The organism is Streptomyces shaanxiensis, from assembly GCF_039537145.1.
GTDB classification, from domain to species: Bacteria; Actinomycetota; Actinomycetes; order Streptomycetales; family Streptomycetaceae; genus Streptomyces; species Streptomyces shaanxiensis.
On sequence record NZ_BAAAZY010000011.1, the window covers coordinates 411,066 to 423,411 of the forward strand.

At 70.8% G+C, this 12,346-nt stretch carries 9 protein-coding genes; 3 read left to right on the plus strand and 6 right to left on the minus strand.

Annotation, left to right across the window (positions count from 1 at the left end; all coding sequences use genetic code 11):
* Nucleotides 1-18 precede the first annotated feature (18 nt).
* The gene (locus tag ABD932_RS21615) at nt 19-1,671 is read left to right on the plus strand and encodes a serine hydrolase domain-containing protein (protein ID WP_345015168.1); all 1,653 of its coding nucleotides are present in this window, start codon (nt 19-21) and stop codon (nt 1,669-1,671) included.
* On the opposite strand, the gene ABD932_RS21620 is transcribed toward ABD932_RS21615, so the two are convergent.
* Nucleotides 1,643-3,136: a M1 family metallopeptidase gene (locus tag ABD932_RS21620; RefSeq protein WP_345015169.1), complete on the minus strand. Its 1,494-nt coding sequence runs from the start codon at nt 3,134-3,136 to the stop codon at nt 1,643-1,645. The genes ABD932_RS21615 and ABD932_RS21620 overlap by 29 nt on opposite strands.
* Nucleotides 3,137-3,688: 552 nt before the next feature.
* Here ABD932_RS21620 and ABD932_RS21625 point away from each other — a divergent pair.
* The gene (locus ABD932_RS21625) at nt 3,689-4,990 is read left to right on the plus strand and encodes a phosphatase PAP2 family protein (protein WP_345015170.1); all 1,302 of its coding nucleotides are present in this window, start codon (nt 3,689-3,691) and stop codon (nt 4,988-4,990) included.
* A gap of 132 nt (nt 4,991-5,122) precedes the next feature.
* Here ABD932_RS21625 and ABD932_RS21630 read toward each other — a convergent pair whose 3' ends face one another.
* The 5 genes from ABD932_RS21630 to ABD932_RS21650 are packed head-to-tail and all read right to left on the minus strand — an operon-like array spanning nt 5,123 to nt 10,815.
* Nucleotides 5,123-5,791 (minus strand): hypothetical protein, encoded by a 669-nt coding sequence (locus ABD932_RS21630; RefSeq protein ID WP_345015171.1) that lies wholly within the window; start codon nt 5,789-5,791, stop codon nt 5,123-5,125.
* Nucleotides 5,788-7,209: an ATP-binding protein gene (locus tag ABD932_RS21635; protein WP_345015402.1), complete on the minus strand. Its 1,422-nt coding sequence runs from the start codon at nt 7,207-7,209 to the stop codon at nt 5,788-5,790. Before ABD932_RS21635 ends, ABD932_RS21630 begins: the two co-directional genes overlap by 4 nt.
* A 53-nt stretch (nt 7,210-7,262) precedes the next feature.
* Complete coding sequence (locus ABD932_RS21640; protein ID WP_345015172.1) at nt 7,263-7,946, minus strand: response regulator; 684 nt, start codon at nt 7,944-7,946, stop codon at nt 7,263-7,265.
* Nucleotides 7,947-7,969: 23 nt separating this feature from the next.
* Nucleotides 7,970-9,583: a murein biosynthesis integral membrane protein MurJ gene (gene murJ / locus ABD932_RS21645; protein ID WP_345015403.1), complete on the minus strand. Its 1,614-nt coding sequence runs from the start codon at nt 9,581-9,583 to the stop codon at nt 7,970-7,972.
* Nucleotides 9,584-9,588: 5 nt separating this feature from the next.
* Nucleotides 9,589-10,815, minus strand: a complete 1,227-nt coding sequence (locus tag ABD932_RS21650; protein WP_345015173.1) for a lipid II:glycine glycyltransferase FemX — start codon at nt 10,813-10,815, stop codon at nt 9,589-9,591.
* A gap of 275 nt (nt 10,816-11,090) precedes the next feature.
* Between ABD932_RS21650 and ABD932_RS21655 the strand changes: the two genes are divergently transcribed.
* Nucleotides 11,091-12,245, plus strand: a complete 1,155-nt coding sequence (locus tag ABD932_RS21655; RefSeq protein ID WP_345015404.1) for a L,D-transpeptidase — start codon at nt 11,091-11,093, stop codon at nt 12,243-12,245.
* Nucleotides 12,246-12,346: the final 101 nt, after the last annotated feature.

A 12,346-nucleotide genomic window follows, 5' to 3' on the forward strand; every position in this document is an offset into this window, starting at 1 on the left:
ACCGGTGCACTGGCTTCCATGAACATCAACATGAACATGAAGCTGTTCACCGTTCATGCCGGTACGCGTCGCCGGCTCGGCACCGTGGCGGCCGCGCTCGGGATCGCGATCGCGGCGACCGCCGTACCGGCGTCGTCGGCCACGCAGTCCACCTCCACCGCCTCCACCACCACCGCCACCTTGGATCCGGCCTCGATCGACCGATTCGTACGCGACTACCTGGAGCAGACCCGTCTGCCGGGCGCGGTGGTCGCCGTGACCAAGGGAGACCGGGTTGTCCACACCGCGGGATACGGGCACACCGCGGCCGGGCAGGCCATGACGGAGCGGACGCGCCTGCCCGTGGCGTCCCTGTCAAAGTCGATGACCGCACTCGCCGTCATGCAACTGGTCGAGGCGGGCGAAGTCGACCTGGACCAGCCTGTGCGCCGCTATCTGCCCGAGTTCACGATGGCCGACGGGCGCTCCCAGGAGATCACCGTCCGGCAGGTCCTGACCCAGACCTCCGGTATGGCCGACTCCGCCTACCCGGATCTGACCCGAGCCCAGCCGCACTCCCTCCAAGAGGCCGTCGCCGCGATGCGCGAGGCGCACCTGGCCACCGCGCCGGGCACCGGGTATCGCTACCACAACCCCAACTACTTCGTCGCGGCGCGGCTGGTGGAGGTCGTCAGCGGTCAGCCCTTCGCCGACTACCTGTCCGCCAAGCTCTTCGACCCGCTGCACATGACACACACCGCGTCCGTCGACACGACCACCGAGATGCCGGACCAGGCCCGCGGCTACGTTCGCGCGTACGGCACGACGTTCTCCCGTGCGCACCCCCGCTGGTTCACCGCCGGCGGCCACGGTGTCGTCACCACCGCGGACGACCTCTCCCAGTGGCTGATCGCCCAGAACAACCAGGGCGTGTCGGCCGACGGCCGCCGCATTGCCACCGCGCGCACCATCCGGCTCACCCACACCCCACCGAAGGTGCCGGGCGACACGGACTACGCGATGGGCTGGGCGCGGTACCGGCACGGCGACGGAACCGAGGAGATCCAGCACAACGGCCAGCTCCTGACCCACAACTCCACGGCCACCCTGCTGCCCGACGACAAGGTCGGCATCGCCGTCGTGACCAACACCGGCCTGATCTCCGGAGACGACGCCGCCCAGATCACGCTGGGCCTCGTGGACCTCGCACGGGGCAAGAGCCCCGAGGTGGCAAAGCCCTTCTCGATGACGGCCGACTGGGTCCTGGCGGCGCTGACCCTCCTGGCGGCGGGTCTCGGCGTCCGCGGCGTCCTGCGTGCGCGTCGATGGGCGCGGCACACCGCACGGCGACCGTGGTGGCGTACGGCCCTGCGCTTGCTGCCCCAGGCGCTCCCGGTCCTCCTCCTCACCCAACTCGCCTCGCTTCTGGGCCTGCTGATGAACCGCTCCGGAACCTTTGCGCAGGCCACCTACGCCTGGCCGGCCCTTGTCGTCTGCGCGGCGGCCGGTGCCCTCGCTTCCACGTCGGTCGTCACCGCCCGGGCCCTCGCACTGTTCCGCCAGCGCCAACAGCCCCGGCACGGGGCCGGGGCCGGGGCCGGAGCCGGGGGCGACGAGGGTGACACACCACTCGGCGCAGGCGACCCTGAGTCTGCGGCTCCCCTCAAGATCGAGTCGGCTTCTCCTTGTTGAAAAGCCAGGCGTCGAAGAGGTTCGTCAGGTCCTTCCCGGACTTGCTCTCGCACAGGGCGATGAACTGTTCGGTGTCGGCGTTGCCGTGGCGGTGCTGTCGGGTCCAGGTGCGGAGGACGTCGAAGAAGGTTCTGTCGCCGACGGCCTTGCGCACCTTGTGCACGACCATGGCGCCGCGGCCGTAGACGGGCGGGTCGGAGACGCGTGCCGCGCCGGGAGGGTCGGCCGGAGGGAAGGACCAGATGCCCTCGCTCTCGGGGTCCGTGCCGTCGTAGAAGTCCTCGAAGATCTCGTCGGTGGTCCTGCCGCCCTGCTCCCCCGCGCCGCCCCGCTCCTCCTCCCAGAGCCACTCCGCGTAGGTGGCCATGCCCTCGCTGAGCCACATGTCCTTCCACTCGCGCGGGGTGACGGAGTTGCCGAACCACTGGTGCGCCAGCTCGTGGACGAGCAGCGTCTCGTCCGGTGCCTCATCGAAGTAGGGCTTGGTCTGGGTCTCCAGGGCGTAGTCGAGCCCGGGCAGGTGGTCGACCACGGCGCCTGTGGAGGAGAAGGGGTAGGGACCGAAGCGTTCGCTCGCCCAGCCGACGATCTCGGGGACCAGGTCCTTGACGTCTGCGGCGTTTTCGGACTCGTCGGGGTCAATGGCGACGTGGACGGGCAGGTCGTCGTCGGTCCGGCCCTTGTGGACCTCGAAGTAGCCGACGGAGATGTGCGCGAGGTAGGCGGCCATGGGCTCTTCGGTGCGCCAGTGCCGGGTCACTGTCTCGCCCTTGTCCTCCTCCGTGATCAGCTCGCCGTTGCTGACCACGTCGTAAGGGTCGCCGTCCTCGTCCTTGGGCACGGTGACCGTGATGTCGTACGTGGCCTTGTCCGAGGGGTGGTGGTTGCCCGGGAACCAGGTCATGGAACCGGCCGGCTGCCCGAGGGCGGTGGAGCCGTCGTCGGTCTCGATCCAGCCTTCCAGGCTTCCGTCGTCGTCCTCGATCGTGCGGGGGGTGCCGTCGTAGGTGACGACTGTCTTGAAGATGTCGCCGTCCTTGAGCGGCTTCGCCGGTGTCACCAGCAACTCGTTCTTCTCGCGCGCGTATTGGGCCTTCGCCCCCTGCACCGTGGTCAGGCGTACCCGCAGCCCTGACAGGTCGAGGTTGAAGCGGCTCAGGTCCTGGGTGGCGCGGGCCGTGATGACAGCCGTGCCCTTCAGACGGTTGGTCTCGGGCACGTAGTCCAGGGTCAGTCCGTAATGCGCCACGTCGTAGCCGCCATTGCCGAGTCCGGGAAACAGCCGGTCACCGACCCCGGCCGCGCCCGGCTTCCAGGCCGCGGCGGCATCCTTCCCCGACGCGGAGCCCGTGCAGGAGGTCGTCACGGCCAGGAGGAGTGCTGCGGCCGGAGCCCAGGGGGACAGACGTCGGACCGGGGCCGTCGGCCGCAGCAGCCCGCGGTCGTTCGCTGTATGAGGGCCCATCTCGTGTCTCCAATCGATCGGGGGACGCGAGACGTCAGAAACCCTTCATTGCCTCTTGGTTGCCTCAAGGTTGGTAAAAGTTTCTTTACGCGCCTTCCGGCTGACACGGTCACGGCCGTGATCAATGATGGCTGAGGTCGTGGGCCGCACCGACCACCGGCCTTCGGCTCTGAATGGGGGAATTCGGCCGGCGTACCTGAGAGCAATGGCTCCGGAAATCAGCTCGCCAATATCGCGTTACCAACGCATCCTCATGTCCGGGCGCGGAGGTGTTTGAATTCTGGCTATCTCTGGATCCTTCAGTTCGGTGAGCGTGACCAGCGAGATCCACCCTGGACGATCCGATAGCATGTTCGAGCCCATGGCCGTCCAAGGCCTTCCACCACCGTCTCCCTCTCCGTCCTCCACCAGAAACCATGCCACCCAGCGCGAAAAGTGGCCTGGTCAGATGAACAACAAATCGGCACCAGGCAGTTGATATCCATACCACCGCGGGTCTTTTCGCGAATAAGGGACATAATTACGCGCGCCGCGTGGCGTCGACCACGGGCGATGCTGTGGGCCACGGCGGGCGTGGCGACACTCGGCCTCCTCATCACGATGGAGATCGCCGCACGGTACTACTGCGGCGGCGCACCGGGGCCGATGACCAGTCAGGTGAAAGACCTGGTACATGCCCCCAAGCCAGGACCGCTGTACGCCGGTATGGCGTTGATGATGGTGGTGCTCACCTGGCGGCAACGGTTCGTCGCGGCCGGTGTCGCGATCGGCATCGACATCGTCTTCGCACTGGGACGGTGGGCGGTCGACGCCAAGCCACCCGGCGGCCATTTCTTCGGCAGCGGCGCGTTGTGGGTGATGTTGGGGTGTGCGGTCATCGCTGTCACGCGCCGCACGGGCCAGGAACGTGTCCTGCTGCTGAAGGGCGTCGGGCTGGGCCTGCTGCTCGTGGCCGGCCGCAAGATCGGCGACACCTGGCTGCTGATCACATCGAAGACGCGCCCGGCGGTGCTCGACCCGTACCTCGCCGTCGCCGATCACGCACTGGGCGACCCGTCATGGCTGGCAGGCCGGACCCTCGCGGCCATCGGCCCGGTCGGCACCCATGTCCTCGACTACGTCTACGCCCAGCTCGCGGTGGCCGCGGTCGTCGTCGCGCTGTACCAGCTGCGCCACGTGGCGGCCGAACGCCGCTTCCCGCGCCATCACCTGGTGCGCACCTTTCTGGTCATCGGCCTCATCGGACCGGCCTTCTACATGATCTTCCCGGTGGTCGGACCGGTCTTCGCCTACGGCCCGGGCGCCTCCGGAACCGGCGGCGTGCACTGGGCGCTGGCCAACCTGTGGCCCCACACACCGCCGCCGTTCACCGCCCCGCACCCGATGCCGTACGACGCGATCACCCCCCGCAACTGCATGCCCAGCCTGCACACGGCGTGGGCCACCGCGATCTTCATCCATACCCGCAAGGGCCCACGGCTTCTGCGCTACGCCGGCACGTTCTGGCTGATCGCCACGCTCGCCGCGACACTCGGCTTCGGCTACCACTACGGCGTGGATCTCATCGCCGGCGTGGTCTTCGCGCTCACGATCGAGGCGGCGCTGCGCTCGCACGCACGCGGCTGGGACCGGTCAGGAATTCAGCTGGTCACCTACGGCACATCGGTCTTCGCCGCGCTCTTGGTGTCCTATCGCCATATGCCGATGGAGATGGCCGAACATCCGCGGGTTTTCGGACCACTTCTCATTCTGGCGATGGCCTCGGTGGTTTACGGCTATGTCCGAGCCACCAAACTCTGGGAACCGAAGAACACGCCGGCGCGGCAGCCGGAACGGCAACCCGAAATGGCTTGAGTCACGGAGGTCCGCGCGGCCCCCTTCGCCGCCGAGCTGGACGACCTGGCGGGCAAGCCGGCGAACTGACCACGTCGCTCCCGGACTTGGTGCGGCCGCGGGCGAGGTCGGTTGCCCGCTCGGAACGCCGGCTCAGCCGCCGCTCTTGCCCGTCGGTGTGGTCCCTGCCCGGACTGCGGGCTCCGCGGGTGCGCTCCCGGTACTGCCGGGGGCGAGGCCGCAGGTGCCGGACCTCGATGCGCCGTCCTGTCCCGTCAGTTCCACGGTGACCTGGCCGTCGGCGTCCTGGCTGTAGGCGATCGTGCAGGTCAGCTGACGCAGCGCCGTGCTGGACAACCCCTCCAGGGCCAGCGGGAGGCGGGTCGTGACCTTGCCGTCCGGGGAGAGGTCGACCTCGACGGTTCCGCCGGGGCGGGCGGCGGGGAGGGACGTGCTCAGGCCGGCGGCTCGGTCTTCCTTCCGCGGACCGGCGAGCAACGCCAGGACGACCTTCTCCGTCGGCACCGGGCCAGCCGGGTCACTGGAGTTCTGGTCTCCGGAGCCCGACTGGGCGTATGCGTCGCCGAACTCGGCCGGGGGCTCGGTCGTGCGGATCACGGCGCTCAGTCCTCCGTCGGGGGAACGGAAGAAGAGCAGCATGTCGTAGTCGCGGTCGAGGAAGGCCTGGAAGCTGGCGGGACCGCCCGCCTCGATGACGTCGGTCTCCTGGATGCCGCAGCCACCCAGCAGCGGTACGGCCGCCGCGAAGGCGAGGGCAACGGCGACGGGCGCCGCGCGCCGACGCGTCCGCGCACGCCTCATCCGCCGGCCTCCTCCGCGTGGAGCGGTATCTCGACGGTGAAGACGGCACCGCCCCCGGGCCGGTTCCCCGCGTGGATCGTTCCGCCGTGCAGCTTCACGTTCTCCAGGGTGATCGCCAGGCCCAGGCCGCTGCCCGCCGAGCGGGTGCGGGCCGCGTCGGCCTTGTAGAAGCGGTCGAAGACATGGGGGAGCACGGCGGGCTGGATGCCGGGGCCGTCGTCCGCGACCTCCGTGATCAGCAGCGTGGGTGCGGAGGGGGAACGGGTCTCGGTGCGCAGGCGTACCGTCACCGGCGCGCCGCCGTGGCGCAGGGCGTTGCCGACGAGGTTGGCGATCACGACGTCGAAGCGGCGGGGGTCGAGACGGGCGCGGATGCCGGTGGGCAGGTCGGTGCGGACGCGGTCGTCGTTCCAGTGCCGGTTGTGGAGGGTCTTGCGGATGGCCTCGGCGACGTCGACCTCGTCGGCGTTCAACTCGGCCGCGCGGGCGTCGAAGCGGGAGATCTCCATCAGGTCCTCGACGAGCACGGCGAGCTTTCCGGTCTCCGCGCTGACCAGCCGGACCGCGCGGGCGGTGTCGGCGTCCAGGTGGTCCGCGTCCTCGTCGAGGACCTCGGTGACGGCGAGCATTCCGGCGAGGGGGGTGCGCAGTTCGTGCGAGACGTCGGAGGCGAAGCGGCGGGCTCGGGCCTCGGCCTCACGCAGTTCGCGCACCGACCTCTCCAGTTGGGCGGCCGACTCGTTGAAGGTGCGTGCCAGATCCGCCAGTTCGTCGCTGCCGCGCACCGGGATCCGGGTGTCGAGTCGGCCGCTGCCCATGCTCCGGGCCGCCTGGCGCAGTTCCCGCACCGGGCGCAGCACGCTGCGCGCCGCGATCAGGCCGGGGATCAGCGCGACGGCGAGGCCGGGCAGGGCGCCGTCGCGGGCGGCCATGAGGAGGGCGTCGACGTTGACCTGCTCGTCGGTCATCCGCATGACGGCGTAGAGGACGAGCCCGCTGGGCACCACGCTGTAGGGGCCTGTCTTGAAGACCATGGGCATGGCGATGGTCAGGTAGGGGACGCCGTCCTTGACGACCCGCTCGAAGCTGCCGTGGGGGTTGGCCCGCGCGGCGCGGCGCAGTTCGGGGGTGATGACGGTGGAGACGGGGTTCTCGCCCGAGGAGGCGCGGACGGAGCCGTACTCGGCGAACACCACCCAGGGGTGCGGCTTGCCCTTGCGGGCGATGTCACGCAGGACCGACTCCAGGTCCTCCCCTCCCTGCATGGGCAGCCCGAAGGCCGTCTGCTGGACCTGGTCACGGAACGACGTGACCGCCGTGTCCTGGGCGGTCTCCAGCAGCGCGGTGCGGGCCTCGCGGTAGGTCAGCGCGGCCGTGGTGCCGGCGCTGACGGCGGCGACCAGCAGGAAGGCGAGCATGAGCCGCGTACGCAGCCCGAACGCCCTGAACCGCGACCGGCGAGGGCCGGTGGTCACAGCGGTCCGAAGCGGTAGCCGAAGCCCCGCAGTGTCTGGACGTAGCGGGGGCTGCCGACCTCGTCCTCGATCTTGCCGCGCAGGCGTGCGACGCAGGCGTCGACCAGCCGGGCGTCGGCGTGGTAGCTGTGGTCCCAGACGTGCTCCAGCAGTTGCTGTCTGCTGAACACCTGCTCAGGGGCGGCGGAGAGGTGCAGCAGGAGCTTGAGCTCCGAGGGGGCGAGCGCGAGCGGCCGGCCGGCTTTGGCGACGGTCAGTCCGACCCGGTCGATGGCGAGTTCGCCGTGGACCTCGATGGCCTGCCGGCCCTGGCCGCCGTCGTCCAGGCGGCGCAGGACGGCACGGATCCGGGCCTCGATCACCTCGGTGCGGGCGGGCTTGACGATGTAGTCGTCGGCACCGGCTTCCAGGCCGATGACCACGTCGAAGTCGTCGCCGCGCGCGGTGAGCATGATGATCGGCAGCTGGCTGCGCTCACGGACCCGGCGGCAGACCTGTACGCCGTTCATGCCGGGCAGCATCAGGTCCAACAGCAGCAGATCGGGGCGGAATTCGGCCATCGCGGCGAGGCCGGCCTCGCCGGTCGCGGCCGCCCGTACCTCGTGGCCGCGGCGGCGCAGACCGAGTTCGACCCCCTCGCGTACGGCGGGGTCGTCCTCGATGAGGAGCACGCGGGGCATCGGCGGTTCTCCCTCGGTGGTGGTCAGGTCCGGGTCCATCGCCGGCGGACGCCGGAGAGCAGCGCTTCGAGTTCGGCGAGCCGCAGCGGACGGGCGAGCAGGGCGAAGGTGAGGATGACGGCGGTCGCGCCGGCACCCGTGGAGACCACCGCCCCAGCCGGTGCGGTTCCCAGGACCGCGAGATGGCCCAGCGCGGTGGCGGGGACGGCGGCGAGGAGCAGTCGTGCGTGGGCGCCGGCGGCGGACGAGCGCAGGGGGCGGGCGACGGCGAGCCTACGGCTGAGCACCCGGGCGGTCACCGCCCAGCCCGCGCACAGGGCCAGCGAGTACGCCGCCGCCATGCCGGTCACGGCCCAGCGCGCCGGCAGCAGGTGCGCGGCGGCCAGGGACAGTCCCGCGTTGAGGGCGACGATCACGAGGTTGAGCAGGAACGGCGTACGGGTGTCGGAGAGCGCGTAGAAGGTGCGGGACAGGACGTACTGGCCCGACAGGGCGACAAGTCCCGGCGCGAAGGCCATCAGGATCCCGGCCATGGCGGCCGTGTCGGCGGCGCTGGTCCTGCCGTAGCCGAAGACGAGGGCCATCACCGGCTGGGCGAGGGCGGACAGCGCGCAGGCGGCGGGTACGACGGCGGCGGCGGAGACCCGCAGGGCGTGGGAGACGTCGCGCCGCAGGGCGGCGGTGTCCCCGTCGGCCGCGGCCGCGCTCATCCGGGGCAGCAGCGCGGTCACCACGGAGACCGTGATGATGCCGTGCGGTACGACCCACAGGGCATAGGCGTTGTTGTACGCGCCGTATCCGGGGCCGCCGTCGAGGCCCGCGGTGGTGGCCAGCCGGGTGGTGACCCAGTAGGCGGCCTGGTTGGCCAGGACCAGCAGCACCAGCCAGCCGGCCGCGCGCAGCGGGCGGGTCAGTCCGCTGCCGCGCCAGTCGAAGCGGGGCCGCCAGCGGAAGCGGGCCGCGCGCAGCGCGGGGACGAGGGCGAGGGCCTGGGCGGCGATACCGGCGGTCGTGCCCCAGCCGAGCACGGCGGTCTCGGTCGCGGTGAGCGTGTCCCCGCCGCCCATGGCCAGCGCCAGATACAGGCCGAACACGGTCATGACGACGAGGTTGTTGAGGACCGGCGCCCACATCATCGCGCCGAACCGGCCGCGCGCGTTGAGTACTTGCCCGAGCAGCGTGAACAGCCCGAGGAAGAAGATCTGGGGCAGGCAGTAGCGGGCGAACGCGGTGGTCATGGCCGCCTGTTCGCCGGTGTAGTCGGTGTACGCGTCGACGATCGCGGGGGCCGCCCAGACCGCGGTCGCGGTGATCGCCAGCAGGGCGACGACGCAGACGGTGACGAGCCGGTCGGTGTACGCGGCACCCCCGTCGTCGTGCTCCTTGGCGGCCTTGACCAGCTCGGGCACGAAGACGGCGTTCAGGGCCCCGCCGAGGAGCAGCATGTAGACGATGGTGGGCAGGGCGTTGCCGACCGCGTAGCCGTCTGCGGTCGGCCCGATGGTGCCGAGCGCCGCCGCGACCACGGCGGAACGGGCGAAACCGGTGGCCCGTCCGACGATGGATCCGGCGGCCATGACGGCGGTTCCGCGGGCCGCGGAGGAGGCCGGAGAGGCCGGAGAGGCCTCCTTCGTCATCTGCTTCATCGGCGGTTCAGGTACGCCTGGAAGGCGCGGTAGAGCGTGTGGTTGGCGCTGCCGCCCAACGGTTTCTCCCATTCCCCCAACGTCTCGACGACCTGTCCCCCGGTGCCGAGCTTCCACCGCAGCAGTCCGTACGCACGTTCGCCTGGATCGAGTGTGGAGGGTACCCCGCGCATGTCGTAGACGTCGGCGCCGAGAGCGTGGGCGTCCTGCAGCATCCGCCACTGCAGGGCGTTGGAGGGGCGGACCTCGCGGCGGTGGTCAGCGGAGGCGCCGGTCTGGTACCAGGCCCTGCGGCCCACCGTGATCATCGTGTGGGCGGCGAGGATCTCTCCTTGGTGCCGGGCGAGGTACAGCTTCATCCGGCCCGGTTCCTCGGCGTTGAGCGCCGCGTACTGACGCTCGTAGTAGGCGAGCGAGCGGCCGAGCCGGAAGCCGTCGCGTCGCTCGGTGATCCCCAGCAGCCGGTAGAACTCGGGGAGTTCGGCCGCGCTGCCCACCACCACCTCCACGCCCTCCTTCTGGGCTCGGCGGACATTGCGGCGCCATTCCTGGTTGAGCCCGGACCACAGGTCCTGCGTGGTGCGTCCGGCGAGCGGCACATGGAAGACGTGCCGGGGCTGGGCGTCCCCGTCCCCTCCGGTCCCGCCTCCTCCGGCCCCGCCCCCTCCGGTGCCGTCACCACCGCAGCGGCGCCAGCCCCGGGCCCGCAGCCGCTCGGCGACGGCGGTGCCGAGCGGGTCGACCTCGCTGGCGAGGACGTCGCCCAGGCGCCGGCCCGGTCCGGTGAGCGGCTTGAGCAGGGCGGCGTCCCAGCGCCGGTAGGCGGGTGAGGGGCCGATGCGCACGGCGAAGGCGCCCGCGCGGCGCAGGTGTTCGAGGAGCGGGCCGAGCCAGCCGTCGATGTCGGGGTCGTTCCAGTCGGCGACGGGACCTTCGGGGAGGTAGGCGAAGTACTTGCGGGTGCCGGGGAGTTGCCGTAGCAGCACCAGGGCCACGCCCGACAGCGCGCCCGCCTCCGGATCCGGTCCCCAGCCGAGGAGTTGGGCGCGCCAGCCCTCCTTGACGTCGGCCCAGGACGGGCACTGCAGGAATCCGGCGCCGAGCGCGGCGCCGTCGGGGGACGCGAGGAAGGCGCGGTAGGTCTCCGCGGTGATGGGGCGCAGGGCAAAGCCCCGGTTCCGTGCTTGGCACACGCGGCTGGGCGGCACGAGCAGCGCTGACACAGTCTGAGCCTCTCCTTCTCCCCGGTCCGTCGCGGGGACACAAAGGAGGCTCACAGCGGCCCATGACCGCTCCGTCCGGCGAATGTGACCGGACCATGACCGTTCCTCACCAGTCGCCGTCACATTGCCAGATAGCGCCTGACCTCGGGTTTTCCGGCTCTACAGTCACGACATCGCCGAATCGTCCACCCCGTTCCCGCCCCCCGGAGGTCCTGTTGTCGCGCACCCGTGTCCTCGCCCATGCCCGCGTCCGGGCCGCCGTCGGGGCCGCCGCCATGGCCGCCCTGCTGGCGCCGCTCGCCGCCTGCTCGTCGAGCGGCTCCTCCTCTGCCCCGGACAGCGAGGGGAAGCCGAGCGCCGACGACCGCCCTGTCACGGTCACCGTCACGCCCGAGGGAGAACGGGCCCCGGCGGGCGAGCCCGTGAAGGTCACGGCCTCGGGCGGCCGACTCACCTCGGTGACCGTCACCGACGACGAGGGCCACCGGCTCGCCGGCAAGGTCGCCGCCGACGGCCGGTCGTGGGTCTCGGACCGCAAGGCCGTACCCGGCGCGTCGTACGCGGTGACGGCGGCGACCCGGACCGAGGGCGGCACCGCCAAGAGCACCAGGGCCGACTTCAGCACGGCTCCGGCGGACAAGGTCAACAAGGTCGACTGGCGACCGGGCGCCGGCGCCACCGTCGGCGTCGCCCAGCCGATCTCCCTGGTCTTCGACAACCCGGTCAAGAACAAGGCCGAGGTCGAGAAGCAGCTCAGGATCACCACCTCGAACGACACCGAGGGCTCCTGGGGCTGGATACGGGACTGGTCGGGCCGGGACCGGGTGGACTGGCGGCCCAAGGCGTACTGGAAGCCCGGCACCAAGGTCACGCTGAACGCCGAGTTGAACGGCACGGACTCGGGCACGGACGGCGGCTGGTTCGTACGCGACTACACGACCGCCTTCACCATCGGCGCCCGGCAGATCGTCAAGGTCGACCTCGACAGCCACCAGCTCGCACTCGAACGCGACGGCGAGACGGTCCGGCGCATACCGGTCTCCGGCGGCACGCCCGGCGGTGACAAGCGGTCCTGGCGCGGAACCGCCGTCCTCATGGCCAAGGAGGGCACGATCAACATGAACTCCGAGACCGTGGGCCTGCGCGACGCCTACGACAAGATGGTCGACTACTCGATGCGGCTGACCTGGTCGGGCATGTACGCGCACGCCGCCCCGTGGAACGCCCGCTACTTCGGCAACTCCAACCAGAGCTCCGGCTGCATAGGAATGAGCGACGCGAACGCCGCCTGGTTCTACGGGCAGGTGCGGCCGGGTGACCCGTTCGAGATCACCGGCAAGGACACCAAGGGCGTGGTCGCACCCGGGAACGGCTTCGGCGCGTGGAACCTGTCGTGGAGCGAGTGGCAGCAGAAGAGCGCGCTGCGCTGAGCAGGGGTCCGGGCGCCTCCATGCCGCCCCCTGTCCGAAAGAGTCGGGTCGCGGTCCATCCTTCTCCTCCCGGACGCCCTGCTCCCGCCAAAAGGCCTCGC

Bases quoted from the DNA above. Each gene is read 5' to 3' on its own strand.
- ABD932_RS21615 (WP_345015168.1), top strand. From the start codon at position 19: ATGAACATCAACATGAACATGAAGCTGTTCACCGTTCATGCCGGTACG.
- ABD932_RS21620 (WP_345015169.1), bottom strand. From the start codon at position 3,136: ATGGGCCCTCATACAGCGAACGACCGCGGGCTGCTGCGGCCGACGGCC.
- ABD932_RS21625 (WP_345015170.1), top strand. From the start codon at position 3,689: ATGCTGTGGGCCACGGCGGGCGTGGCGACACTCGGCCTCCTCATCACG.
- ABD932_RS21630 (WP_345015171.1), bottom strand. From the start codon at position 5,791: ATGAGGCGTGCGCGGACGCGTCGGCGCGCGGCGCCCGTCGCCGTTGCC.
- ABD932_RS21635 (WP_345015402.1), bottom strand. From the start codon at position 7,209: ATGCTCGCCTTCCTGCTGGTCGCCGCCGTCAGCGCCGGCACCACGGCC.
- ABD932_RS21640 (WP_345015172.1), bottom strand. From the start codon at position 7,946: ATGCCCCGCGTGCTCCTCATCGAGGACGACCCCGCCGTACGCGAGGGG.
- murJ (WP_345015403.1), bottom strand. From the start codon at position 9,583: ATGACGAAGGAGGCCTCTCCGGCCTCTCCGGCCTCCTCCGCGGCCCGC.
- ABD932_RS21655 (WP_345015404.1), top strand. From the start codon at position 11,091: ATGGCCGCCCTGCTGGCGCCGCTCGCCGCCTGCTCGTCGAGCGGCTCC.